Below are 24544 nucleotides of genomic sequence, written 5' to 3'. Positions count from 1 at the left end.
TTGTATTTGTATTTGTATTTGTATTTGTATTTGTATTTGTATTTGTATTTGTATTTGTATTTGTATTTGTATTTGTATTTGTATTTGTATTTGTATTAGGAAGCTTTAGCTTCTGACCAATATAAATCAAATTTTTATTTTTTATTCCATTTAGACGCGCTAATTCATCAACACTAAACCCTTTTTTCCTTGCAATTCCACTTAAAGTATCACCTCTCCTTATCGTATACATCTCAATCTCCCAAAATTTCACTTATGTTTTCAATATTAAAATCTGTATATTCTGTTTCATAGACGATCAATTCTAATTCTTCTTCTTTTTCACTGAAAACTCTCTCTGTTTCAAAATTAGAATTAATAACACCCTGAATAAGTATTTCTTGAGTTTTTTTATTGATAATTTTATAACCTGAACCAATTAAGTCACTATGTTCACTTGATAAGGATTTTAAGTTAAATTGTTGACTATAACCCCCATCCAATATCTTAGGTATAAATGGTAACTGAAAATTAACGTTAGCCCCACCCGTAAACAAATGCTGCCCTGCCTTACTCTCAAATTTTCCACCCGTCGTGCTAAATACTCCACTAGCATTAATCTTGAGTTGCGAGCCACCTGCGGTCAATACGATTTCTTTTGGACTGGTAATTTCAATTTTATCTTCGGTTGAAATAAGCTTAATCACCTTACGTGCAATAGCTTCAATCGCATCATCTTGCGCTTGTAATTCAACTTTTCCTTTAGCTGCGAACGCTCGAAATCCTTTCTGTGCAGCAAACAAACTGATCTTGTCTTGAGCATGCCCCACAATATTTTTTTGCGCACTTAAATTAATTGAACCCTGTGCACTCTCCGCAATATCTTGTGATGCTTGAAGAATAATGTCCTCAGGCGTTGTTAATGCAATCCCATTGGGTGAAGCCAAAAGCATGAGTGCCTGTCTAAATAAACGTCCTTGCTCTTGTTTTTTTTGATCAGAACTATTTTCTAATCCTTGAGTATATCCCTCCATAAAACCTGTCAGTGTGCTTAAGGCTTTTACTGGATTAATATCATCTTTTTTGTTTGCACCACCAAAACCAGTGCATAACACCAGTTGATCTTCCACATTCAAGTCAACGCTCGAAATTGCTTTACTCACATCTTGAAGTGCTTGAAATGGGTTATCTTTAATCCCATTTTTAATACTTTCAAATTTCCTCTTTATCGCTTCAGAACCATATTCTTGTACGTTATCAATAAATTCCTTGAGATTATCAACCGCTTCTTGAGCATGCTCAAAGTAACTATTAAACTCATCCACAATTCCAGCAGTATTACCACCTAAAATACCAATATCCTTAATAAAACCACCACAATCTTTCAGTGCATTTAATGGATCCTTCGCTATTCCCTCCTTAAATAAATTCACTGTAGACTGCAAAGCTTGAGCACTACTTTTGATTTCTAATGATTGAATAAATTTAGGTAATCTACTAATTACATTTAATGCATCCGATTGTTGTTTTACTGCAATTTCACTGAGCATTTTCATACTCTGCTCACTCTGACTCAACAATGATTGAGCCTGTGCAGCTTCAAGATGGTCAGCAATTGCTTTTTCTTGTGCATAAGTCGTAATGAGCATTCCTTTCCCTGCACGAACAGCACCATAAGCATCAGTTCTCAGCTCAAATCCTTCTCCACGTCCATCACTTTTCTCCTTATCCTTAGGATGACTCAAATTACCCAGATTCAATTGAGTTGCCGCATGACTACTTTGCAACTGAGTACTAATTTGTCCTGTCGTATCATCAAATCGGAGTTGGTTAAATCCAGAGCCACCAACTTCTGCCGTGCGAATTCCGCTGAGTTTTTTTGTATCAGGTAACTGCCCCTTAACATCAAACTTAGTTTGATGACGTTCAGCCTCATGTAAACGCCCAACAACGAAAGGTCGATCAACATTTCCATCAAAGAAATCAATGACTACAATTTCACCTATACGTGGATGGAATCTTGATCCATAACCCTCCCCAGCCCAAGAAGTTAAAACATCAACCCATGCAGAGTCTGTATCATTATCATTTGACCCTGCACCACCATCATGTTGATGATCATCATTACGTGTAAATACGAAGCGAACCTTAATACGTCCCCACTGATCCACATAGATCGTTTCACCTTCAGGACCAACCACTTTTGCCCGTTGAGGATAAGCAACTGGACGATGTTTCAATGGATCATATTCTGGAACAATAGGTATAGCTCGGCGCACTAAACTCAGTTCTGTAGATAAACGCTCATCTGTTTTTGTCTGTTTCCAACGACTCAAATCAATTAATGTTTCAATTTGATTATTTAAATCTTTAGGTAAATTATTTTGATTAAAAAATTGTTTTCCTAAAATAATAAATTGGCGATCTGCCCCTTGATGTTGATCTATTTCTGGATGACCCATAAATTCAAACCAATACCCAACATTGGCATCTCGAACGCTACTCACCGCAGTAAAGTATTTAGCCTGCAAATCTTGGTATTGATTGAGTTGTGTATTCAGTTTTTGCAGTTGTGAATTGTTTGATAGAGTGGCTTGATCTTCACCTTTTAAATCAGTAATCCAAGCAGGACTCACAGTCCATGCTTGTTCTAGACTTAAGGTTTCATTGTCCAACTGGTCACTATGTTGATGAGCACTGAGTTGATAATCATCTTGATCTTGCGCAAGTATATCGCCCTGCCAACGTTGTACCTGAATTGCTGTAGATTGTATTGAGCGTTGAGCAATAAAGCTGGTAATCGTATCAAAACGTTCTGTTGCATTACTGCGATGGAATCTGAGCGTGCGTCGATCTAAAGGCTCGTACTGACTATTTTCATCTATTAGCCTTAATTTTTGTGATTGAATTTCTTTCGCTGAGAATGGCACGGTTTGATCTGTCTCATCAATCAACCAATTAATACCTTCACTCCGCCATAAGCGTGTTAGAAAATCATAGTCTGATTCGTTGGCTTGCATCACAAATGGACGTATATCATATGATGCTTTTAAACCCGCCGTTGACAGACTCAAAGCGGCACTAAATAACACGCTTTTCGTCTGCCACTCTTTAAAAATAATCTCAGTGATATCAACCACGGATTTGTTCATAAATACACGGCTGTTGCGGCGTTTGTGCCAAAGTGAGGTTGCATCCTCAACGGTCAGCTTATATAAGGTCAACGCTCCATCACTTTGACCTTGGCTCACCCCTGTCACGATCCCAGTAGTCCGAGCTAATTTTCCAAGATCCGTAACTTGATCGACAGCCACCAAACAACCAATGAATTGCTTAAGTTGTAAATGCGCATTCGTCGATAAGCATAATACTTCAGCTTTTAAGCCTTGATTAATAAAGTGTTGACCCTGAATTCGTTGAATGAAAACTTGGCTATCTAATATAGGATTAGAAAATTTAATATGTAACGCGCGCTTTTGCGGGCTAAGACCCAAGCCTTCTATAATTGAATTGATATTATTGAGCATAGAATGATTAAAGCTATTATTATGATTTTTGAAAATTGTAGCGTATTCCGCTCAATCTTGCTTTTAAATATTGTAATTATTCTAAACAAAAAATAGGAACCAACGCATTGATTCCTATTTATTTCCAATCAATTTATATTGAAAATTCAAGTTTTTTTAAAATGGAATTCGCTTATAACGGCGATATTCAGGCTTCCAGAAATTATCTTCAATACTTTTTTCGATCAGCTCATCACTCAATGGCAAGGCAACACCATCCTCAATCGCCGCTTTTGCAACCTTGAACGCTATGATCCGGGAGACTTTCTGCAAATCATTGAGATCAGGAAGTAAGTCGTCGTCAGGGTTTTGCAATTTTGGAGAGCAATCTGCTAATGCCATACTTGATGCCATGAGCATATTGTCTGTAACACGCGTTGCCTGCACAGCAATCACGCCTAAGCCAATCCCTGGGAAAATATAAGAGTTATTACACTGAGAAATATTGTGTAGCTTATCTTGATAATTAACTGGCATAAATGGACTACCTGTCGCAATCAAAGCACGACCGTCCGTCCACTGAATAATATCTGCTGGTACGGCTTCTACACGCGACGTTGGATTCGACAATGGCAATACAATAGGATGCTCGCAATTGGATGCCATAGTTCGAATAATTTCTTCAGTGAATAAACCCGGTTGTCCAGAGACACCAATTAACACAGTTGGGTGTGCATTTTTTACAACATCTAGCAATGAAATGATGCCTTCCGCATCAGCCCACGCGGATACATTTTCTGAACTTTGAACCAGTTTACGCTGAAAATCTAAAAGGTTTGGTTGATTATCGGTCAATAACCCAAAACGATCGACCATATAAATTCGTGATCTTGCCTCAGCATCACTCAAACCTTCAGCCACCATTTGCGCAATGATTTGCTCAGCGATACCACAGCCCGCTGAACCAGCACCCAAGAATGCCACTTTCTGGTCACGTAATTGTTTTCCTGCAGCTCGACTTGCTGCGATTAAGCTACCGACTGCAACAGCAGCAGTGCCTTGAATATCATCATTAAAACAACAATATTGATCACGATATTTTTCCAGCAATGGCATTGCATTTTTTTGAGCAAAATCTTCAAATTGAATCAAAGCTTTTGGCCAACGGCGTTTAATAGCACGAAGTACGTCATCCACAAAGTCATAGTATTCATCGCCACTAATACGAGGCTGATTCCAACCTAAATAAATTGGATCATTTAGCAACTGTGCATTATTGGTTCCTACATCCAATGTAATGGGTAATGTATAAGCTGGGCTAATACCACCACATGCGGTATAGAGAGATAATTTTCCGATTGGAATTCCCATCCCACCAATCCCTTGGTCACCTAAACCAAGAATGCGTTCACCATCTGTGATTACAATGACTTTGACGTTATTCTTATTCACATTTTGTAAAATATCGTCAATGTTGGCACGATCAGGATATGAAATAAATACACCACGATGACGGCGGTAAATATCAGAAAATCTTTGACAAGCCTCACCTACCGTTGGGGTATAAATAATCGGCATCATTTCTGATAAATGATTTTCTATGAGGTGATAAAACAAAGTCTCATTGGTGTCTTGTATATTTCTCAGATAAATATGCTTATTAATGTCGTCATGAAATGACGTAAATTGTTGATATGAACGTTGGTGTTGCTCTTCAATCGTTTCAATCACATGAGGTAGTAAACCATTGAGATTAAAACTTGCTCGCTCCTCCTCAGTGAACGCAGAGCCTTTATTAAGGAGAGGTAGTTCAAGCAAAGTAAAGCCAGCATAAGGGGTATAAAGAGGGTGTTTCACTTCAGTGTGTTCAGTTGTCATCTCTAATCTCATGGATCAGGCCTAAATTCAGACCCTTTTCATTTCATTTTTACCATTTATTTAAGAAATAGCTTAAGCCGAAATGAAGACAAATGTATATTTATAAAATTGATAATAATATTGGCAGTATTTTTAAATTTTATAATTTCAATCCATCATTCTATTGATAGAGAAATAGATAAAACTGTCACATTTCAGGTGTATTATTCATGTTTATTAACTTTTTTTTGCAAACTAATCTGAACGATTCGGCTAATATCGGATTCAATCGTATTTTTACTTCATTATTAGATCCACATGAAAATTACAGCTAAAATTGCCATTTTGCCATTGACTATTATTTCATTGCTAAATGTGACGGGTTGTCAAACCATCACTGACACGACCTCAATGGTCGGTGATAAAGCACTTTCAATGGTGGGCTTAGCACGCGCCGATAAGACGCCTGAAATTGATAAAAAAGGCATTGTCGATATTAGTAAAACCACACTCGAGCAAATTGAGAAACTTAAACAAAATATGCCGATTGGTCAGTGGGTATATATCGAAAATGACCTTCAAGGAATTTATGATTTACAAAACAAAGCAGTTGATGGTCACATGCTGTTCCTGCGTTTAAATTGTAAGAATAGTGTCCAAAAACCAAGTCTCAGCATACAAAATGTGGAAGGTTCGGAAATTTTAAATAGTCTTCAGCCTGAAGTTGGAATGATCCAAGTACTACTTGACAATAAGAATTACGGAAATCCTTTTAGTTTGGCGAATCAAAAAAAATTAGCGACATTTCAAACTGCTGCTCAAAAGGCCAAAACCATTAAAATCTTCCATGCATCTAAGTTATACACTTTCCAAAATGGTAAAGCAGAATTACTAAATAAGCCTGTCACGTGTATGGCTTAATTTCGAGTCATAAAATTGCCTGATTTCTATTTAAATTCACATTAAATGAGATAAAGACAATCAGGCTCAATTCAATCATCGATATGCATTAGATGTAAAAGATTAATTTCATCACCGTTAATTCTGCAAATAGCGCATAGTGATTAAAAAAACTGACTTTATTATTTTTTATGTCGGATAAGTTTTATTCAACGCAAATCTGCTTCGCTAATGAGCGCTAAATTTGCTATATTTGTCGTTTTTCTGCGACATTAATTTTTCGATAAATTATGAATACGGCAATACAAGCAGCTCTCGATCATGCAGTGCAATCTCTTCAAGCTGAAGGGGTCCTCCCATCTGACTTTAACAACAGCGGAAACTTAACGCGAACCAAAGACCGAAGCCATGGTGACTTCGCTTCCAATATCGCAATGATCGCGTCTAAAGCTGCAGGTATGAAGCCTCGTGATTTAGCAGAAAAAATTCTTGCTGCACTGCCAGAAGTTGCGGATATCAGTAAAGCGGAAATCGCTGGTCCTGGTTTTATCAACTTTTTCTTGAATGCAGACCAACGTTTTGCTGTTCTTGATGCTATTCAGGCACAAGCTAATGATTTTGGTCGTACGCAAGTTAATGCTACGAAAAAAATCCAAGTTGAGTTTGTCTCTGCGAACCCGACATCAAGCTTACATGTGGGTCACGGTCGTGGCGCAGCATATGGCATGACGGTTGCGAATTTACTTGAAGCAACTGGTGCTACAGTGGATCGTGAATACTATGTGAATGACGCTGGTCGTCAAATGGACATTTTAGCGACGTCTACTTATCTACGTTACCTTGAGTTAACTGGTCAAACATTAGTATTCCCTAAAAATGCTTACCAAGGCGATTACGTTAAAGAAATTGCACAAAGCATTATTGATCAAGACGGCGATGCATATGTTCGCCCTGTAGCTGATGTTTTTAAAGATGTGCCAGAAGATGTGCAGTATGCTGAAGAACTTGATGCCGAAGGCAACAAGGTTGTAATTTCTGGCGATAAAGAAAAACACATTGATGGTCTAATTTTTAACTCGCAGACGTTAATAGGTGAAGGTTATCGCGTTTTTCATCAAGCTGCGTTAAAAGCAATTCTTGATGATATTAAAGATGATCTTGGTGAATTTGGTGTGACTTTCAACCAATGGTTTAGTGAAGCATCATTGACTGAAAAAATTGAAGAAGCATTACAAACACTTGATCAACGCGGCTTCCTCTATGAGAAAGATGGCAACATTTGGTTCAAATCAACAGAATTTGGTGATGAAAAAGACCGTGTTGTAAAACGTCGTAATGGTCAAACCACTTACTTCGCTTCTGACATTGCTTACCATCTGAATAAACTTCAGCGTGGTTATACTGACATTATTGATATTTGGGGTTCAGACCACCACGGTTATATCGCACGTGTAAAAGCAGCGATTGATGCGATGGGATATGACTCAAAAAAACTGACTGTGTTATTAGTACAATTCGTCAGCCTATGGCGCGGTGGTGAGATGGTTCAAATGTCATCTCGTTCAGGTCAATTCGTCACATTGCGTGATCTACGTAAAGAAGTCGGCAACGACGCTGCTCGCTTCTACTATGTCATGCGTAAGTCTGAACAGCACATCGACTTTGATCTAGATCTCGCGGTTTCTCAAAGTAAAGACAATGCGGTGTATTACATTCAATATGCTCATGCACGTATTTGTCGTATGCTAGAAAAAGCAAGCAGCTTGAACATCAACTTCGATGCGACCACTGCGCGTGGTTTTGCCGCAAAGCTTGAATTAGAAGCTGAAACTGAAATCTTAGCAAAACTTGCAGCATACCCTGAAATTATTGCACGTGCTGCAAACAGCCATGAACCGCATCAAGTAGGTAACTACTTAAAAGAACTTGCAGCATTGTTCCATGGTTGGTACAACGAAAATAAAGTACTCGGTGATGATACTGATCTGACCCAAGCACGTTTGTTGTTATCGGTAAATGTTCGTCAAGTTTTGAAAAATGGTTTAGAGCTTTTAGGCGTTTCTGCACCTGAAAGCATGTAAGTCATCGAAGGTGAATCTTTTTAAAAGATTCACCTCTTTAGACTTTTATTATTGAAAAAAATGAGATAAAAATTCCATGTGATGGTAATCCAATTTTCCATTGCATGATCTTAAAATAAGAGAGGTTTCCAAGTGTTTGGAAAAACGCAGCGTGGTGTATCAGAAAGACCTAACAAACCTAAACAACCATTAATACCAAAATGGTTAGGTATGCTTGTTCTGATTTTAATTGTACTGAGTTTTGCCGTAGCCTTAATGCTATGGAAACCGTGGGCGCCAGTCCAACCAAAAAGCAATGATATTCAATCTGAACATTATCAAGAAGATACGAATAAAGATTATCGCTTCTACGATTTATTGCCTCAACAACAAGTGACTCCAATCCCCGATCAAGCTGTACCTGAAAATCAGCAAGTGAACACCGCACCTGTCATCGTGGAAGCACCTGTGGTTGCTGATGCTACAACGACCGAGGGTGAACTGATTGAAAGTGTAGAACCTCAACCCGTGGCGAGTAGCTACCTTTTACAAGTTAGAAGTTATCCAGATCCAGACAGTGCTGATGCACGTCGTGCTGAAATTATTCTCAACGGCTTATCTGCAGATGTCATTAAAACCACGGAAGGCGGTCAAACCTGGTATCGGGTTGTCTCTGGACCTTATGACTCTCAAGAAGCTGCTGTCATCGCTCAGCAAACCCTACAACACAGCGGTATTGATTCAATCGTTGTAAAACGATAATCATAAAAAAGGATGCGATTAGCATCCTTTTTTAGTCTAGAGCAAACCTAAAATTTTGCTAAGTAGCGTTGGATAAAAGAAATACACTCTGACGCATAAACTTTAGCTAAATCATGTTGTCCGTTCGGGATCACATTCAGCTCTGAATACTTAAAAGCGTGATTTAAATACTCACCTACTGCGACAGGACTAATGTCATCATCTCCGCCCCAGATTAATAGTACAGGACATTCAATTTCAGCAAGCCGTTCATCTAATTTGGTTTCATCATCAATAAACCAGTGCGGCACTTCATATTCATTTTGATATTCTGCACGCCAATCTTTAACATGAAATGGTGTTAAATCAACGCCACCTGACGTAGCGACCAACACCAAACCTTGAATCAATTTTGGATACCTCAACGCCGCTTGAACAGCAATGACCCCACCCATAGATTGAGCGATCAGAATACTTGGGCGCTGAAGATGATCAAATACATAATCTTGTAAATCTGACATTGAATTTACATGTGGATGATCAGGATATTCACCAAAACTGGGATAAGCAATGATGTGCGTGTCGTACTCAGATTCAAAATGTGATTGAACAGGTTTCCAAAATGCAGTACTGCCAGATGCTCCGGGCAGGAAGATTAATTTCACTGCCTGATCCGCCATCTTAATCACCCCCCTTGATAACCGCTCGCTGATAAGCAGGTCTTTGTTTTATGCGTTTTACATAGGCATGAATGTTCGGATATTTTCCATTTAAGCGTTCATCCATCGCGATCAAGGGAAAACTCATTTGGATATCTGCAAATGAAAACTGAGATGTAAAAAATTCATGTTGCGCCAAATGCTGTTCTAAAAATTCAATATGTTCAGCGAGACGCGGTTGTATAAATCCATCACTCACCCCATCAATAATTTTATTGGCAATTGGTCGAATCACAAAAGGTACTTTAGGAGGTACAAACGAGAGAACTAAGGTCATCACTAAAAGTGGCATTAATGAACCTTCAGCATAATGCATCCAATACTGATATTGTGTTAAATCAGGCTGTGACTGGGGTTTAAATTGATGCTGTGTATCATAGCGATCAGCCAGATAGTCTAAAATCACCGCAGATTCTGCGATCACTAAATTATCATCAGTAATCACTGGTGATTTCCCCAAAGGATGAACCTTCTTCAATTCTGGTGGAGCGGCGTAAGTTGGCAATCTTTTATAATGTTGAATTTGGTATTCAGTACCTAATTCTTCTAGCGCCCAAATGATTCTTGAAGAACGTGATTTTTCTAAATGATGTAATGTCAGCATAAGACCACCTAATTTTATTTCTCTCTATATAGCCATTTTGAATAAAAAAAAGACATCCTGCTTTACACAAAATGTCTTCTTTTTAGCTGTAAATTACAAAAATACAGAATGTTGATGCCTATTAAGTTGTCTATATTTAAACAATTGTTGTTTTAATTTCGACACTTCTGAGCAATGTTTTAGTGACGGGTGTTTTTTGGCACACATTTAAAATTTTTTCTTGTAGCGCTTCATCCAAGTTAGTTTTAAAACTTAAACGACGCTCAATCCATTCCTGCCCTTCTTTATTGGCTTTAAAATCTGCCTCGACACTGAATTCGCCCAAATCCAGTCCTTTATGCTCTGCATACATTCGTAATGTAATCATTGTGCAGGAAATTAATCCTGAACAAATAAAATCATACGGTGCAGGCCCACGATCTAAACCTTGGAATGATTCAGGTTTATCGGTGAGAAATGTGTGCTGACCAGATTGAATTTCACCACCCCATTTTTCAGGTAGTGTGGTGACCTTTGCATTTGCGATCGTTGCCATTTTATTTTCCTTCTGTGTCTTATTATTTAGATGGACGCATGCTATCAGGCAATATCGGAGCTTTCAAACGCTCGCCTTGGTATGATGGAATTGACCCAAAACGTGGATCTTCTGCTATCCATTGATCACGTGCAATTTTGATTTCTTCTTGCGTACGTCCAACGAAATTCCACCATAATAAAATTGGTGACTCAAATGGCTCACCGCCCAAAAGCAGTACACGACTATTGTCATGGATCTCTACTTCCACATATTCTAGCCCTGGCTCTAAAATCACCATATTGTCTTCATCTAAATGATGGCCATTAATAGTTGCTGTACCTTCAAGCGCCATAAATCCATATTCAAACTTTGGATTTAAAGGTAAACGTGCTTTTGTGGCTGCTTGCGCAAATAAATCAACACCTAAAAGCTCAGTATGTACTTTGACTGGTGATACTGTATTTAGATACTCACCGACCAATACCGTAAATTCGATACCTGACTGATTGACGACGGGTAATTCTGGATAGTGATTAAAAGCTGGATCGATGGTAAGTTTGTCATCAGGCAATGCAATCCAAAGTTGGGCAGCATGCATTTTTGTTTCATTCGCTGGCGCGACTTCAGTATGTGAAATACCTCGACCTGCTGTCATGAGATTGACTTGCTTGGGCTGAATGAGCTGATCTGTTGTCCCTAAGCTGTCGCTATGCAACATAGTCCCTTCAATCATCCAAGTAAAGGTTTGTAGACCAATGTGTGGATGTGGACCAACATCTAGACCTTGTCCAGCTTCAAATGTTACAGGACCTGCATGATCTAAGAAGCACCATGCGCCAATCATACGCTTATGGCGACTTGGTAAAGCGCGTTTGATCACTGTCCCTTGACCAATTTCTGCACGGCGCAGTGGAAATTCCTGAATAAATTGGTTGGCGTGCTTTTCACAGTCTTCTGAATGAGACAATTCGGTATAAGTATTATTGGTCATGTTGTTATCCTAAAAGTTTGGCAAATGGCTATCTTTGTTATAGATATTAACAAGGTCATGCAAATTGAACCACCTTAGACTTAATACGCTGAATACTATAGGTAGGACAATTGGAGTTTTGTATGTATTAAAAATAGAATGCTTGCCCGCCCTTGATTTAATAGTTTTGGAAATAACTGTGATAAAGGATACTCATGCTCTAACGTATAAATAATTTTATCCAATCTAAATTGATCTGCTGTTAGATCAACTATATATATCTACTTCCTACATTTAAAAGCCAAGCAGACTTTCTGTTTCCTTTATATTTTTTCCTAAAATATATTGGAATTCACCATATCCTTTAGATTCTAAGTAAGTAGCAATCAAATTGCTTGCCTTGCCACAACAAGAGTTTGGGAAATTTCTTAAAACAACGTTATTTGGGCTAATGACTTCCTATGCTTTACGTATTTTGACTAATTCTTCAAACATAGAATTCTTCTGAATTAAATTTTAGATAATAAATAGAAAGGACGCCTAAGCGTCCTTTTTTATTGGATGTACCTTTTCAGGTACTGCCGCGAGGATAGCTCTTGGCGTAATTTAGGCAAGAAACGTTGTTTCTTGAAAGCCCTAAATTACTCCCATTCAATCGTAGCAGGTGGTTTAGACGATACGTCATAAACAACACGTGAAACTTCTGCAATCTCGTTCATGATACGAGTAGAGATTTTATCCACAAGATCATAAGGGAGATGTGCGAAACGAGCCGTCATAAAGTCAACCGTTTCAACCGCACGAAGTGCAATCACCCATGCATAACGACGGCCATCACCGACTACACCCACAGATTTTACTGGTTGGAATACAGCGAATGCTTGTGCAGTTTTATCATACCAACCACTTGCACGAAGTTCTTGCATGAAGATGTCATCGGCTAAACGAAGAATATCAGCATACTCTTTCTTCACTTCACCCAAAATACGAACACCAAGACCTGGTCCTGGGAATGGATGACGATAAAGCATCTCAAATGGAAGACCTAAAGTTGTACCCAAACGGCGTACTTCATCTTTAAATAAATCACGAATTGGCTCAACCAATTCAAAAGCGAGATCTTCCGGTAAACCACCCACGTTATGGTGTGATTTAATCACATGCGCTTTACCTTGTTTGCTTGCAGCAGATTCAATCACATCAGGATAAATCGTACCTTGCGCAAGGAAATTCACGCCATCAAGCTTACGTGCTTCTTCAGCAAATACTTCGATGAACTCACGACCAATGATTTTACGTTTTGCTTCAGGATCAACTTCACCTGCCAAAGCGTCAAGGAAACGTTGTTCAGCATCAGCACGAATCACACGGATACCCATGTTTTTCGCAAACATTTCCATCACTTGATCCCCTTCATTTAAACGAAGAAGACCATTGTCAACGAATACACATGTCAATTGATCACCAATTGCTTTGTGAAGCAATGCAGCCACAACAGATGAATCTACACCACCTGAAAGACCAAGAAGAACCTTCTGATCACCAATCTGTTCACGTAATTGTTCAACACGCAAATCAATGATGTTTTCAGAATTCCATAGGCTACGGCAACCACAGATCTTTTGTACAAAGTTCTCAAGTAACTCTTTACCTTTAGCAGTATGGGTTACTTCAGGGTGGAACTGGATACCGTAGAAACGACGAGATTCGTCAGACACCATTGCCACTGGGCAGCTTGGTGTACTTGCAGTAATTTGGAAACCTTCTGGAATTTGAGTCACTTTATCGCCATGACTCATCCATACTTTCAATTTGTCTGCTGAATCTTCAAGATCGCCAATTAAAGCATCACGTACTTTAATATCGACTTCAGCATAGCCAAACTCATGAACTGTACCCGGTTCAACTTTACCGCCCAACTGAGCAGACATCGTTTGTAAACCGTAACAAATACCCAATACTGGTACGCCTAAGTTAAACACAACTTCTGGCGCACGTGGGCTGCCTTCAACGTGAACACTCTCAGGACCACCTGAAAGAATAATCCCTTTTGGATTAAATGCGCGGATGTCCTCTTCCGACATATCAAAAGCATACATTTCAGAATATACGCCTGATTCACGTACACGACGTGCGATCAATTGGCTATATTGAGAGCCGAAATCCAAAATCAGGATACGATCTTCGGTAATTTGAGTATTGGTAGTCATGATAACAACTATGAAAGGCTAACGAAGGATTAGCGCGCTATTCTATCATTTTTATTAAGCTTACGCACACTATTCAAATCTCTCTATATTTCAATACATTATTATTAAATATTGTCTTTTTATTCAACAATTTCAGTCGATTGCTTTGATCATACAAGCTTTGGCGTTACATTCAGATCACGATGCAGCAGGCGAATAATTCTCTCATTTCACCTGCATTGCGTATTCGTCATTTATTTTTCAAAACGCTGATCCACACTCCATTGACCTGCACCATGCAATACGAGAAAGATTAAACCACCCGCCATAGCAAAGTTTTTCATGAAATGTATCGAATCTTCGGGTGTACCATGAAAAAGAAATGCGGTAACTAAACTGAAACCAGCTAAAGCTGCTGCGAATAATCGTGCTTGCACTCCAAACAACAGTGCTAAGCCTCCACCCAGTTCAACCAAAATGGTTATTGGCAATAATGCACCTGGCACACCCATCGCTTCCATATATCCAACTGTCGCGCTATAACCTGCGAGTTTGCCCCACCCCGCTACGATAAAGATATATGCTAAAAGGACACGTGCGACGAGGGTTAAAGTTGCATGCACTGTGGGTTGAGCAACTATTTTTTGAATCACTTGATTTGGATTAAACATTGGGTTGACCTATCTATGTTTTGTTTTTGTTAATGACCTTAGATTAGTAGCTTTTATTTTTAGGATAAATAATCAATATAAAGAATCAGCGTTGCATAATAAGAACAATAATTCACCTATAATTTAAATCAATTGACTACTGACATCAGCGCCGATGGCTGTTAGCATTTGAACACATTTTTGCTCAGTTCACCCCTCATGGATTTAATCGATTTTATTCTGCATGTAGATGATCATCTACTTGAATTTATTACCAATTATGGCATTTGGATTTACGGAATTTTATTCCTGATTATTTTCGTAGAAACGGGCTTGGTGGTCATGCCTTTTCTACCCGGGGACAGTTTACTGTTTGCAGCAGGTGCTTTAGCAGCCTCAACAGGTGCAATGGATCCGTGGCTTTTGGGCGTGTTGTTATTCACGGCAGCAGTATTGGGTGATACCTTAAATTATCATATTGGAAAATATATCGGACCACGTGTTTTTGAGATTGAATCTCGATTTATCAATAAAAAACATTTGGTTTATACGCAAAAATTCTTCGAAAAACACGGCGGTAAAACCATTATTTTTGCGCGTTTTGTCCCATTCGCGCGTACATTTGCACCCTTCGTCGCTGGTGCAGGAAGCATGAACTACAAATACTTCATTACTTACAATGTCGTTGGTGCTTTCTTGTGGATTTCTTCGTTTATCACCTTGGGTTACTTGTTCGGTAATATGCCGATCGTGAAAGACAATTTCACCCATTTAATTTTCGGAATCATCATTCTGAGCGTATTACCGGGGATCATTGGCTTTATTCGCCACAAGTTTTTCCCAAAGAAAAATCCCGAAATGATGTAATGATCTTAGGCTTCAAAAAAGCAGATTCTCCACCAAGAATCTGCTTTTTTTATCACTACAAAATATTGAATGGCTTAGAAAAATCCAATAATGACAGGTAACATACTGAGCATAAGTAACATGGCAGAACCTTTGTATAAGCGATCTGCGCTGACCACCGTCTGATTCCCTGCCAAGACTTTACGACCAAAATACATCCAAAATAAAGCACATGGAATTAAACATAAGGTAAATACACCCAAAACTAAAAAATAGTTTTGAAAAGAATCCCAAGTCCATGCTGGAAAAATACCAACCGCAAACAAAATAGATTTTGGATTTTTCAGTGTCGATTTAAAAAGATGACTGCGACTCATTCGAATGTTTTTTTGGCTCAATTGCTTAAGATGTGAAGCTTTCCATAAATGAAAAGCCATCCAAATCACATAAACTGCACTTACCAAATGTAAGATATGAATCAGCATCGGCCAAATTGGTAGGGTTAAATGCACCAACAGTGCCCAAATGCTAATGCCGTAGATATAACCCAGTAATTCAAGAGGTACGAAATAGAATGCTTTTAATACGCCATGGTGATGTGCTGCGCTAGCCAATAATGCATTGGTTGGACCGGGAATAAGTAATACCGCGAACACTGCAAAAATATAAAGCCAACTTTCTACCATAGATTAAAATCAGAGATTTAGAGGAGGCACACCTTAAACGAAAAACGAATTTAAAGACAAGTTTTTAAAGTGAAGGAATGATGAATGTCACGTCTATTTTCAGTTAATAATTTTATAAAATATTGATTTTAATAAATTTACATTGAAACATTTTGCTAAAAAAAAGCTGCTCAAGCTCAGATTGAACAGCCCTTTTAAATTACTGAGTTTGCTGTTGACGCTTAGGAACATAAGGACAATTTTTAAATGTTGCCGCTTGTGAGATCGCATCTTGCTCACCATATAATCGCGACAATTCAGTATTTTTGGTATTCGATGACTGTCCCATATTGACGGAAACTGAAGGACCAAAGCCCCAACCGCCACGGCCCCAGCCACCACCAACACCTAGACCAACGCCAACACCTGTACGTTTAGGCGGTTGTACACCATTATTGATGTACTGCTGAATACGATTGAATTCAGCACCAAGTTGTACACAGCTCAATGCTTGATATTGCGTCGGAGAAACATAACTCGGTTTAACCGTCGTCGCACAAGCAGTCATCAATACAGCAACCGTACCGACTGCACTAAGTTGCATGACCATTTTCATCGCGCGTGAGTTCATACTCTTCTCAAATCTTATTTATTCTCGATTTCATTGAACAATGATTGGTAGGCCTGCGTCAATTTATGATCTGTATTTAAATAGATTAACGGCTTATTTTTATGATGAGATTCTTTCATCAATACCGACGGTGGCAACATCGCATTGAGTACAGGTAGTTGTTCATCTCTGAGCTGCTGTACCACTTCACGAGGAAGTTTTGCTTGCGCTTGAAACTGGTTAACGACGATACCTTCAATTTCCAATCGATCATTATGATCATCTTGAGTTTCTATAATGTTTTCGATCAACGTTTTTAAGGCACGCTTAGAAAAGACATCACAATCGAATGGAATCAACACTCGGTCTGCTGCAATTAATGCCGACAAAGTAAAAAAATTAAATGCAGGCGGTGTATCGATATAGATCCGATCATAAGTCCCTGCTAGATGCTGAATCGCGTCACGCAGCTTATAAATTTTATGTTTGGATTCGAGACTATGCTCTAAAGCACCAAGCGAGGGACTTGCCGGTAAAACATCGAGAGATGGGAATGGTGACTGATGTATATAAGCTTCTAAGCCTTTATTTTTATTTTTGAGCAAATTTCCAATGGCTTGACCAATCAAACCTTTGCTGGACTGATTCGCCAATACATCTTCGAAAAAATTTTCAATATTGGGTTCTAGTGCAGGTTTATCGGCATTATAAGTCGCATCATCCCCCAATAGATACTGACTAGAATTGGCCTGAGGATCGAGGTCAATGACAAGCGTCTTAAAACCCTGATGTGCACTCAATGCAGCTAAGTTTACCGTAATGCTGGATTTACCAACGCCACCTTTTTGATTAAACACCACACGTGTACGCATCATTCCCTCTAGGCTCAATTCACTTTATAGATGAAGTTTAACCTAGAGGGGTGAGAGCCTAAACGATTGTGTCTAACAATTAACCAAAAGTTGGCTTAATCATCACGATGCCAATAATGGCCATAAATGCGACACAACTAATCAGCACCCCCGCACGACGTTGAATTAACAATACAGACGCATCTTGGCGATATGCTTTAATTAATGAAGATAACATTACGATCACTAAGACCACTTTGGCATAGAACCAAGGTTGAACTTGAAAATTATTCAAAAACAATAAAATCAAGCCTGTCCCAATAACCAAAGTAAATGCCAAATGTTGAAGCGCAACATAAGCCTTACGTCCTTTCGGGTTGGGTTGTTGATTTTCGACGCCAAAATATAAGGTTGTCGCACGTGCTAATACAGCAATAATCAACAAGAGCAAACTCGACATATGCACGATTTTAATGACTAAGTGTGTATCCATTGCAGCCACTCTCCTACTTTTAAAATTTAAGCTTTCGGCGCATGTGCACATTCAGGACTACTTGGCGCTTGACCAGTCCATTCAGTTGGTACATAAGCATGAATCGCCAAAGCATGAATCTTTCCTGGACTCAATAGGTCACCCGCCAGTGCATATACTTTTTGATGGCGTTGAACTAAACGTAAGCCTTGAAACACTTCACTTACAACAGTGACTTTAAAATGCGATTCTTTACCAGGGAAATAGCCACCATGACCTGATGACTCATTCACCACGTCTAAGTGCACAGGAGACAATTGTTGTAAACGCTCAATTAATTGTTGCTCTAAAGTCATGCTTACATTCCACACGCATTCATTGGTTGCCAGCAGTATACCGTGAAGTTTTAGAATAAAAAGTAAATAAAACACACCGCCATTGGAGAGTTACGCTTTAATCTTGAGCTTAAGACCTATCAAAAATTAAGCGAAATACATTGAAATGCTTTAATTTTATTCAATCACACGATATTTTTTTATAAAGTTGTTGACCCTGATTTTTCATGCTGTATTATACACGGCATGCGGGAATAGCTCAGTTGGTAGAGCATAACCTTGCCAAGGTTGGGGTCGGGAGTTCGAGTCTCCTTTCCCGCTCAAAATTTTTTCATTCAGTTTTTTCACTTAAAAAATTGATAGACTCCGCGGGAATAGCTCAGTTGGTAGAGCATAACCTTGCCAAGGTTGGGGTCGGGAGTTCGAGTCTCCTTTCCCGCTCCAGATTCAAAAAAGCCCTGATCAATATCAGGGCTTTTTTATTATTAAATTTTTATAAATTCAATTTTTTACATTCAATAAAGTTTCACTACATTTTTTTCAAAAAAATTCATCCACTTATGAGCGCTGCTTGATTTACAACCAACAATAAGCATCATAACGTAAATTAATTTACTGAATTTAAATGTAATTTTTCATCTCAACCTATGCCTGACTTACATAAAATCGCTATAATTTTCGTATTCAATTTGCTCAATAGATTAGAACCTTAACATGGAAAAATTAACCTGTTTCAAAGCCTATGATATCCGCGGAAAATTGGGCACAGAACTCAATGAAGATATCGCATACCGTGTTGGACGTGCTTATGGCGAAATTTATCAACCTCAAAAAGTGGTAGTCGGTTGCGATGTTCGCTTAACCAGTGAAGCACTGAAACAAGCTACCATCAATGGCCTGAATGATGCAGGCGTTGATGTTTTAGATTTGGGCATGACGGGGACTGAGGAAGTTTATTTCGGTGCATTCCATCTTGATGTGCAAGGCGGGATCGAAATAACAGCTAGCCATAACCCAATGGACTATAACGGCATGAAGCTTGTACGTGAAAATGCTCGTCCGATTGGAGCAGACTCGGGTTTAAAAGATATTCAACTTCTTGCTGAAAAAAATCAGTTCAAAGCAGTCGAACTCAAAGGCACAACTCAGCATTATAATATCTTGCCTGAATTTATCGATCATTTGATGACCTATATTGACCCAGCTAAAATCAAACCACTAAAACTCGTGGTCAATGCGGGTAATGGTGCTGCAGGTCATGTGATCGATGCGATCGAAGAAAAATTTAAAACCCTGAATATTCCAATCGAATTTATCAAAATTCATCATGAAGCGGATGGCAACTTCCCAAATGGTATTCCCAACCCCATCTTAGTTGAAAACCGTGCAAGCACCTCCAATGCTGTACTTCAACATCATGCTGACATGGGCATCGCGTGGGATGGTGACTTTGACCGTTGTTTCCTTTTTGATGAAAAAGGTCAATTCATTGAGGGGTATTACATTGTCGGTCTCTTAGCACAAGCATTTTTACTGAAACAAAAAGGCGAAAAAATTGTGCATGATCCGCGTTTGGTGTGGAATACCTTCGATATTGTTGAACAATATCAAGGTGAAGCTGTGCAATCGAAATCAGGCCACTCCTTCATTAAAGATAAAATGCGTGAACACAATGCAGTGTATGGTGGTGAGATGTCAGCGCACCACTACTTCCGTGATTTTGCCTATTGCGACAGTGGCATGATTCCATGGTTATTGGCAATCTCAGTTGTCTCTGAAACGGCAAAACCACTCTCTGCTCTGGTTGAGGAAATGATTGAAAAATTCCCATGTTCTGGCGAGATTAACTTTAAAGTTGCCGATACAAAAGAAACCATTCAGAACATCTTTGATCATTTCGCAAATCAAAATCCAGCCATTGATGAAACGGATGGGGTCAGCTTAGATTTTGGTGCATGGCGTTTAAATGTACGTGCTTCAAATACAGAGCCTCTTTTGCGATTAAATATTGAAAGCCGTAAAGATCAGAATCCAAAGCCGATGCAAGCTTATATCGATGAGCTCACTCAACTCATTCAGTCTTAAAACCGCATAAAAAATGGAGCGTTGTAATGCTCCATTTTTTTATTCACGATAGCCATTTGGATTTTGTTTTTGCCAATTCCAACTATCTGCCAACATATCTTCCAGATTCAATTTTGGCGTCCAACCCAATTCAGCAACTGCACGTGCATTATCTGCAAATGAAATGGCTACATCCCCTGCACGGCGCTGTGCAAATTCAAATGGGATCTCAATACCATTGACTTTTTCAAAGGTATTTTTAATCTCTAGCACTGAACAGCCATTGCCTGTCCCAATATTCCAAGCACGACAACCTTGCGCATTTAAACGATTTTCCAGTGCGCATAAATGGGCATTCGCCAAATCCACCACATGGATATAGTCACGCACACCCGTGCCATCGACGGTATCGTAATCATTACCAAAAATGGATAGTTTTTCACGACGACCCACAGCCACTTGAGTCACATAAGGCATTAAGTTGTTTGGAATGCCTTGTGGATCTTCACCAATCTGCCCACTTTTATGCGCGCCAACTGGGTTAAAGTAACGCAACAATGCAATTGACCAGCGTGCATCGGCTTGTGCGAGTTTCTGCAATAACTGCTCAACTATCAGTTTGGTATAGCCATAGTTGTTACTTGGCATGCCTGTCGGCATCTCTTCATTCAGTGGAGAGACATTGGCTTCATCATACACCGTTGCAGAAGAGCTAAAGACTAAATTAAAAACATTGGCGCGTTCCATCGCTTTGACTAAGCTAATCGAGCCAGAAATATTATTCTCGAAATACTTCAATGGGATTTGCTGACTTTCACCTACCGCTTTCAAGCCTGCGAAATGAATCACGGCGTCAATCTGATGATTTTGGAAAATTTGATCCAAAATCGCTTGATCAAGAATATCACCCTCGATAAATTCTAAAGATTTAGACGTTAAAGCTTGAACGCGATTCAAAGATTCTGGTGAGCTATTCGATAAATTATCAAGAACAACAACATCATGCCCTGCATTGAGCAATTCAACACAGGTATGCGAACCAATATAACCTGCACCACCCGTCACTAATACTTTAGGCATTGTCTTTTCCTATTAATATCTGAATTAAACCTTGTGTCGACGCATCAAGCTTGGACAAATCATTTTGTTCACCATTTAGAATAGGTAAGAGTTGATTGGCAATTTCTTTACCTTTTTCCACACCCCATTGATCAAAAGGATTGATATTCCAAATGACAGATTGCACAAACACTTTATGCTCATACAAAGCAATCAACATACCCAAACTATAAGGATTGAGCTCATCTATCAATATTGTCGTGCTGGGCTGATTACCGTCATATTGTTTATAGAGCGGCAATCCCTCAAGCTCTTGAGGCTTTAAAGCATCATTGCCAAAGGCTAATAATCGTGACTGCGCCAAACAATTGGATAACGCGAGATAATGCTGTTGCTTAAGCGCCTCGGCATTATCTACATAGGTATATTGGTCACCATTATAACGTTTAACAGGCGCTAAAAAATCACTGCTGACCGCCTGTGTACCCTGATGCAATAACTGATAAAAAGCATGTTGAGCATTCGGACCGACTTCACCCCATACAATCGGGCAGGTATCTAACGTAGTTTTCTCACCATTGCGTTGCACAGATTTACCGTTGGACTCCATTTCCAATTGTTGCAAATACGCAGCAAAATATTTGAGTCGACCATCGTAGGGTAAAACTGCATGGGTTTTCATTGCTAGAAAGTTACTATTCCATACTCCCAACAATCCCATCAACACCGGAATATTGTGTGAAAAAGCGGTGCTTTGAAAATGCTGGTCAATCGCATAGGCCCCTGCGAGCAGTTGCTTGAACCCCTCTACGCCAATACTTAATGCAATAGGCAAACCAATACATGACCACAGTGAATAACGACCACCCACCCAATCCCAAAGGAGCAGTTGATTTTCAGGGGAAATTCCCCATTCGGTCATTTTCTCAGGCTTGGTTGACACCCCAACAAAATGGTGTTTTAGAATGGCATGCTCTTCACCCAATGCTTTTTCGAGCCACAAGCGCGCCGTTTGCGCATTGGATAAAGTATCAATGGTGCCAAATGACTTGGAAGAAATAATAAACAGCGTGGTTTCAGGACGCAGTTTATGCAGTAAGTCAGACAACTGACTTCCATCCATGGTTGATACAAAATGCACATTCAATGGCTTTTGAGTGGTTTGTTTAAAATCCGAGAGCGCATGGCTGACCATCAATGGACCCAGATCCGATCCCCCTACCCCAATATTGACAACATCTTGAATCACTTCACCTGATGCACCACGATACTGCCCCATATGTATTTTCTCAACCAAAGCATACATACGATCAAGTTGCTGATGCACTTGATTGGCGATCTTTGAATGTTCAGTATGATCTTGCGGCAAGCGTAATGCCCAATGCATGGCTGCTCGACTTTCTGTGTAGTTGATCCCCTCTTCAGAGAATAAGCGCTTAATCCAACCCGCTAAGTCACAGCTTTGAGCCAGCTCAATTAAGGCATCAAGCACAGGACCATCAACACGCTGCTTACTATAATCGAAAATGAGTGGCTCGAAATGAATCGCACAATTTTGAAAGCGATTAGAATCTTGCTGAAAAAAATCACGTAAATGTTGATGTTTTATTTGTTTTTTTAAAAGCTCTAGATTGTCAAGCGCTTGTTCAACAGCGACTGAATTCAATTTTTGATTTGGCTGTTCCATTAACGCCCTACTCCTCTATAAGCAAAGCCCTGCGACTTCACATATTCGGGATTTAAAATATTACGACCATCTAAAATTAAAGCATGTTGCATGATTTTCTTAAGGATTTGATAGTTTGGGCACCAATACTGTTTCCACGCTGTGAGGATACAAAGCGCATGCGCATCATCCACTGCTTCATATTGATCTTGGCAATAAATTAAATCTTCGCGCTGACCATACACCTTTTCAATTTCGCTCAAGGCTTGTGGATCATGAAGTTTAACCACAACCCCTTGTGCCCATAAAGCTTTTAACATGGCATGAATCGGGGATTGTTGAATACGAGCCGTATTTTCTTTAAAAGAAGCCCCCCAAATCGCCACGACTTTGTCTTTCAGATCCCCCTGAAAATGATTCCATAATTTCCGGAAAAGGATTTCCTTTTGCTGTTCGTTAATTTCCCAGACTTGTGCTAAGAGCTGACTCTTAGCCCCAGTACCAGAAACAGTACTGGCCAATGTTTGTACATCATGCGAGAAATTTTCCCCACCAAACCCTGCACCTGGATATAAATAAGAAGGACCAATACGACTATCTGCCGCTAAGCCTTGGCGCACATGCTCGATATCGATGCCTAATTTCTCGGCGACCACAGCTAAATCATTGATATAGCTGATTCTGGTCGCCAGCATGCCAGATACGCTTAACTTGGTAAATTCCGCATCTAACACTGGCATAAATAGATATTGTTGCTCACGTGGAAAGAACGGTCGTAATAACTCTTGTAATACACGCTTAGCACGATCACTCTCACAACCAACGACCAGTTGTGAGGTTTGCGTCAGGCTACGTAATGCATTTCCTTCTTGGATCACATCTGGTACATAAACCCAATCATCTTCAGGCAATAGTTCAGCAAACTTTTGAGTTCCATGTAAACCCAATGTGGATGCATTAATCATTAATTTAGGATGATTGATTGTGCGTTGTTTGAGGGCTTTGAGTATTTCAATGCCTTGCAATTGCTCAGTCGGATTAAAACTAAAAAAATAGGCATCCACATCAAGGGGAATCGCTGCAAATGTGCAGTATTTTATTGCACCAGTCTGATGTAATTTCTCAAGCAAGTCTTGTACAGATCGATCCTGAGCATATACCTGTTCCGATGCTGGTTTTTTTAAAAGATCACACCAGAAGACTTGATGGCCATATTCAGCCAACAATGCTGCCATAACCCCTGCATACAAGGTCTGACCAAATACTGCAATATTCATAGCGATA

22 protein-coding genes and 2 tRNA genes are annotated in these 24544 nt (G+C 39.4%); 7 read left to right on the top strand and 17 right to left on the bottom strand.

What is annotated here, in order from left to right:
* From AC1M9L_RS11450 to AC1M9L_RS11440, 3 genes are all read right to left on the bottom strand, one after another.
* Nucleotides 1-232 (bottom strand): LysM peptidoglycan-binding domain-containing protein (locus tag AC1M9L_RS11450; RefSeq protein ID WP_481592187.1); only part of this gene is annotated, 232 nt, incomplete at its 3' end.
* A gap of 1 nt (nucleotide 233) precedes the next feature.
* Nucleotides 234-3506: a type VI secretion system Vgr family protein gene (locus AC1M9L_RS11445; RefSeq protein WP_481592186.1), complete on the bottom strand. Its 3273-nt coding sequence runs from the start codon at nucleotides 3504-3506 to the stop codon at nucleotides 234-236.
* Between the two features lie 156 nt (nucleotides 3507-3662).
* Nucleotides 3663-5363 (bottom strand): NAD-dependent malic enzyme, encoded by a 1701-nt coding sequence (locus tag AC1M9L_RS11440; RefSeq protein ID WP_481592185.1) that lies wholly within the window; start codon nucleotides 5361-5363, stop codon nucleotides 3663-3665.
* A 297-nt stretch (nucleotides 5364-5660) separates the two neighbouring features.
* Here AC1M9L_RS11440 and AC1M9L_RS11435 point away from each other — a divergent pair, with 297 nt between their 5' ends.
* The 3 genes from AC1M9L_RS11435 to AC1M9L_RS11425 all read left to right on the top strand — a co-directional run bounded on the left by AC1M9L_RS11435 (nucleotide 5661) and on the right by AC1M9L_RS11425 (nucleotide 9064).
* Nucleotides 5661-6263, top strand: a complete 603-nt coding sequence (locus AC1M9L_RS11435) for a hypothetical protein (protein ID WP_481592184.1) — start codon at nucleotides 5661-5663, stop codon at nucleotides 6261-6263.
* A 269-nt stretch (nucleotides 6264-6532) separates the two neighbouring features.
* On the top strand, nucleotides 6533-8323 hold the full coding sequence (gene argS, locus AC1M9L_RS11430; protein ID WP_481592183.1) for an arginine--tRNA ligase: 1791 nt from the start codon (nucleotides 6533-6535) through the stop codon (nucleotides 8321-8323).
* A gap of 132 nt (nucleotides 8324-8455) precedes the next feature.
* On the top strand, nucleotides 8456-9064 hold the full coding sequence (locus AC1M9L_RS11425) for an SPOR domain-containing protein (protein ID WP_481587719.1): 609 nt from the start codon (nucleotides 8456-8458) through the stop codon (nucleotides 9062-9064).
* A 47-nt stretch (nucleotides 9065-9111) separates the two neighbouring features.
* Here the strand turns inward: AC1M9L_RS11425 and AC1M9L_RS11420 are convergent, their stop codons facing one another.
* From AC1M9L_RS11420 to AC1M9L_RS11395, 6 genes are all read right to left on the bottom strand, one after another.
* Nucleotides 9112-9723: an alpha/beta fold hydrolase gene (locus tag AC1M9L_RS11420; protein ID WP_218947423.1), complete on the bottom strand. Its 612-nt coding sequence runs from the start codon at nucleotides 9721-9723 to the stop codon at nucleotides 9112-9114.
* 1 nt (nucleotide 9724) lies between these two features.
* Entirely contained in the window at nucleotides 9725-10366 is a 642-nt protein-coding gene (locus tag AC1M9L_RS11415; protein WP_481592182.1) for a glutathione S-transferase family protein, read from the bottom strand.
* A 136-nt stretch (nucleotides 10367-10502) separates the two neighbouring features.
* On the bottom strand, nucleotides 10503-10901 hold the full coding sequence (locus tag AC1M9L_RS11410) for an OsmC family protein (protein WP_481592181.1): 399 nt from the start codon (nucleotides 10899-10901) through the stop codon (nucleotides 10503-10505).
* A 22-nt stretch (nucleotides 10902-10923) separates the two neighbouring features.
* Nucleotides 10924-11874, bottom strand: a complete 951-nt coding sequence (locus AC1M9L_RS11405; RefSeq protein ID WP_092767912.1) for a pirin family protein — start codon at nucleotides 11872-11874, stop codon at nucleotides 10924-10926.
* 620 nt (nucleotides 11875-12494) lie between these two features.
* Nucleotides 12495-14063: a glutamine-hydrolyzing GMP synthase gene (gene guaA / locus AC1M9L_RS11400; protein ID WP_092767916.1), complete on the bottom strand. Its 1569-nt coding sequence runs from the start codon at nucleotides 14061-14063 to the stop codon at nucleotides 12495-12497.
* A gap of 233 nt (nucleotides 14064-14296) precedes the next feature.
* Nucleotides 14297-14713, bottom strand: a complete 417-nt coding sequence (locus AC1M9L_RS11395; RefSeq protein WP_481592180.1) for a DoxX family protein — start codon at nucleotides 14711-14713, stop codon at nucleotides 14297-14299.
* Between the two features lie 198 nt (nucleotides 14714-14911).
* Between AC1M9L_RS11395 and AC1M9L_RS11390 the strand changes: the two genes are divergently transcribed.
* A complete protein-coding gene (locus AC1M9L_RS11390) occupies nucleotides 14912-15559 on the top strand; it encodes a DedA family protein (protein ID WP_035268957.1) in 648 nt (215 codons plus the stop codon).
* A 74-nt stretch (nucleotides 15560-15633) separates the two neighbouring features.
* On the opposite strand, the gene AC1M9L_RS11385 is transcribed toward AC1M9L_RS11390, so the two are convergent.
* The 5 genes from AC1M9L_RS11385 to AC1M9L_RS11365 form a co-directional block, all read right to left on the bottom strand.
* Complete coding sequence (locus AC1M9L_RS11385) at nucleotides 15634-16224, bottom strand: LysE family translocator (protein WP_092767920.1); 591 nt, start codon at nucleotides 16222-16224, stop codon at nucleotides 15634-15636.
* A 199-nt stretch (nucleotides 16225-16423) separates the two neighbouring features.
* Nucleotides 16424-16813, bottom strand: a complete 390-nt coding sequence (locus AC1M9L_RS11380) for a hypothetical protein (protein WP_481592190.1) — start codon at nucleotides 16811-16813, stop codon at nucleotides 16424-16426.
* Between the two features lie 35 nt (nucleotides 16814-16848).
* Nucleotides 16849-17685 carry a ParA family protein gene (locus tag AC1M9L_RS11375; RefSeq protein ID WP_481592189.1) on the bottom strand — a complete coding sequence of 279 codons (837 nt, stop codon included), beginning with the start codon at nucleotides 17683-17685 and terminating at the stop codon, nucleotides 16849-16851.
* Nucleotides 17686-17764: 79 nt separating this feature from the next.
* Nucleotides 17765-18157 (bottom strand): SirB2 family protein, encoded by a 393-nt coding sequence (locus AC1M9L_RS11370; protein ID WP_180028969.1) that lies wholly within the window; start codon nucleotides 18155-18157, stop codon nucleotides 17765-17767.
* A 26-nt stretch (nucleotides 18158-18183) separates the two neighbouring features.
* Complete coding sequence (locus tag AC1M9L_RS11365) at nucleotides 18184-18492, bottom strand: BolA family protein (RefSeq protein ID WP_481592179.1); 309 nt, start codon at nucleotides 18490-18492, stop codon at nucleotides 18184-18186.
* Between the two features lie 227 nt (nucleotides 18493-18719).
* On the opposite strand from AC1M9L_RS11365, the gene AC1M9L_RS11360 reads away from it, so the two are divergent.
* From AC1M9L_RS11360 to AC1M9L_RS11350, 3 genes are all read left to right on the top strand, one after another.
* A tRNA-Gly gene (locus AC1M9L_RS11360) sits at nucleotides 18720-18792 on the top strand.
* Between the two features lie 47 nt (nucleotides 18793-18839).
* Nucleotides 18840-18915 (top strand) — tRNA-Gly (locus AC1M9L_RS11355).
* Between the two features lie 270 nt (nucleotides 18916-19185).
* On the top strand, nucleotides 19186-20556 hold the full coding sequence (locus AC1M9L_RS11350) for a phosphohexomutase domain-containing protein (RefSeq protein ID WP_481592178.1): 1371 nt from the start codon (nucleotides 19186-19188) through the stop codon (nucleotides 20554-20556).
* A gap of 39 nt (nucleotides 20557-20595) precedes the next feature.
* Here the strand turns inward: AC1M9L_RS11350 and galE are convergent, their stop codons facing one another.
* The 3 genes from galE to AC1M9L_RS11335 are packed head-to-tail and all read right to left on the bottom strand — an operon-like array spanning nucleotide 20596 to nucleotide 24537.
* Nucleotides 20596-21615, bottom strand: a complete 1020-nt coding sequence (gene galE / locus AC1M9L_RS11345; protein ID WP_481592177.1) for a UDP-glucose 4-epimerase GalE — start codon at nucleotides 21613-21615, stop codon at nucleotides 20596-20598.
* Nucleotides 21608-23281, bottom strand: coding sequence for a glucose-6-phosphate isomerase (gene pgi / locus AC1M9L_RS11340; RefSeq protein WP_481592176.1), 1674 nt, complete (start codon nucleotides 23279-23281; stop codon nucleotides 21608-21610). Before pgi ends, galE begins: the two co-directional genes overlap by 8 nt.
* A complete protein-coding gene (locus AC1M9L_RS11335) occupies nucleotides 23281-24537 on the bottom strand; it encodes a nucleotide sugar dehydrogenase (protein ID WP_481592175.1) in 1257 nt (418 codons plus the stop codon). The genes pgi and AC1M9L_RS11335 overlap by 1 nt, the downstream gene beginning before the upstream one ends.
* Nucleotides 24538-24544 lie beyond the last annotated feature (7 nt).

This window comes from Acinetobacter sp. ANC_7511 (assembly GCF_056779975.1).
The sequence above is the reverse complement of the archived record's forward strand: the minus strand, read 5'-3'. Positions and strand labels throughout refer to the sequence as shown.

Excerpts from the sequence above, each read along its gene's own strand:
- guaA (WP_092767916.1), bottom strand. The coding sequence starts at position 14,063 with ATGACTACCAATACTCAAATTACCGAAGATCGTATCCTGATTTTGGAT.
- AC1M9L_RS11365 (WP_481592179.1), bottom strand. The coding sequence starts at position 18,492 with ATGACTTTAGAGCAACAATTAATTGAGCGTTTACAACAATTGTCTCCT.
- argS (WP_481592183.1), top strand. The coding sequence starts at position 6,533 with ATGAATACGGCAATACAAGCAGCTCTCGATCATGCAGTGCAATCTCTT.
- AC1M9L_RS11380 (WP_481592190.1), bottom strand. The coding sequence starts at position 16,813 with ATGGTCATGCAACTTAGTGCAGTCGGTACGGTTGCTGTATTGATGACT.
- AC1M9L_RS11385 (WP_092767920.1), bottom strand. The coding sequence starts at position 16,224 with ATGGTAGAAAGTTGGCTTTATATTTTTGCAGTGTTCGCGGTATTACTT.
- AC1M9L_RS11350 (WP_481592178.1), top strand. The coding sequence starts at position 19,186 with ATGGAAAAATTAACCTGTTTCAAAGCCTATGATATCCGCGGAAAATTG.
- AC1M9L_RS11435 (WP_481592184.1), top strand. The coding sequence starts at position 5,661 with ATGAAAATTACAGCTAAAATTGCCATTTTGCCATTGACTATTATTTCA.
- pgi (WP_481592176.1), bottom strand. The coding sequence starts at position 23,281 with ATGGAACAGCCAAATCAAAAATTGAATTCAGTCGCTGTTGAACAAGCG.
- AC1M9L_RS11390 (WP_035268957.1), top strand. The coding sequence starts at position 14,912 with ATGGATTTAATCGATTTTATTCTGCATGTAGATGATCATCTACTTGAA.
- AC1M9L_RS11375 (WP_481592189.1), bottom strand. The coding sequence starts at position 17,685 with ATGCGTACACGTGTGGTGTTTAATCAAAAAGGTGGCGTTGGTAAATCC.
- AC1M9L_RS11420 (WP_218947423.1), bottom strand. The coding sequence starts at position 9,723 with ATGGCGGATCAGGCAGTGAAATTAATCTTCCTGCCCGGAGCATCTGGC.
- AC1M9L_RS11395 (WP_481592180.1), bottom strand. The coding sequence starts at position 14,713 with ATGTTTAATCCAAATCAAGTGATTCAAAAAATAGTTGCTCAACCCACA.
- AC1M9L_RS11410 (WP_481592181.1), bottom strand. The coding sequence starts at position 10,901 with ATGGCAACGATCGCAAATGCAAAGGTCACCACACTACCTGAAAAATGG.
- AC1M9L_RS11415 (WP_481592182.1), bottom strand. The coding sequence starts at position 10,366 with ATGCTGACATTACATCATTTAGAAAAATCACGTTCTTCAAGAATCATT.
- AC1M9L_RS11405 (WP_092767912.1), bottom strand. The coding sequence starts at position 11,874 with ATGACCAATAATACTTATACCGAATTGTCTCATTCAGAAGACTGTGAA.
- AC1M9L_RS11370 (WP_180028969.1), bottom strand. The coding sequence starts at position 18,157 with ATGGATACACACTTAGTCATTAAAATCGTGCATATGTCGAGTTTGCTC.
- AC1M9L_RS11440 (WP_481592185.1), bottom strand. The coding sequence starts at position 5,363 with ATGACAACTGAACACACTGAAGTGAAACACCCTCTTTATACCCCTTAT.
- AC1M9L_RS11445 (WP_481592186.1), bottom strand. The coding sequence starts at position 3,506 with ATGCTCAATAATATCAATTCAATTATAGAAGGCTTGGGTCTTAGCCCG.
- AC1M9L_RS11335 (WP_481592175.1), bottom strand. The coding sequence starts at position 24,537 with ATGAATATTGCAGTATTTGGTCAGACCTTGTATGCAGGGGTTATGGCA.
- galE (WP_481592177.1), bottom strand. The coding sequence starts at position 21,615 with ATGCCTAAAGTATTAGTGACGGGTGGTGCAGGTTATATTGGTTCGCAT.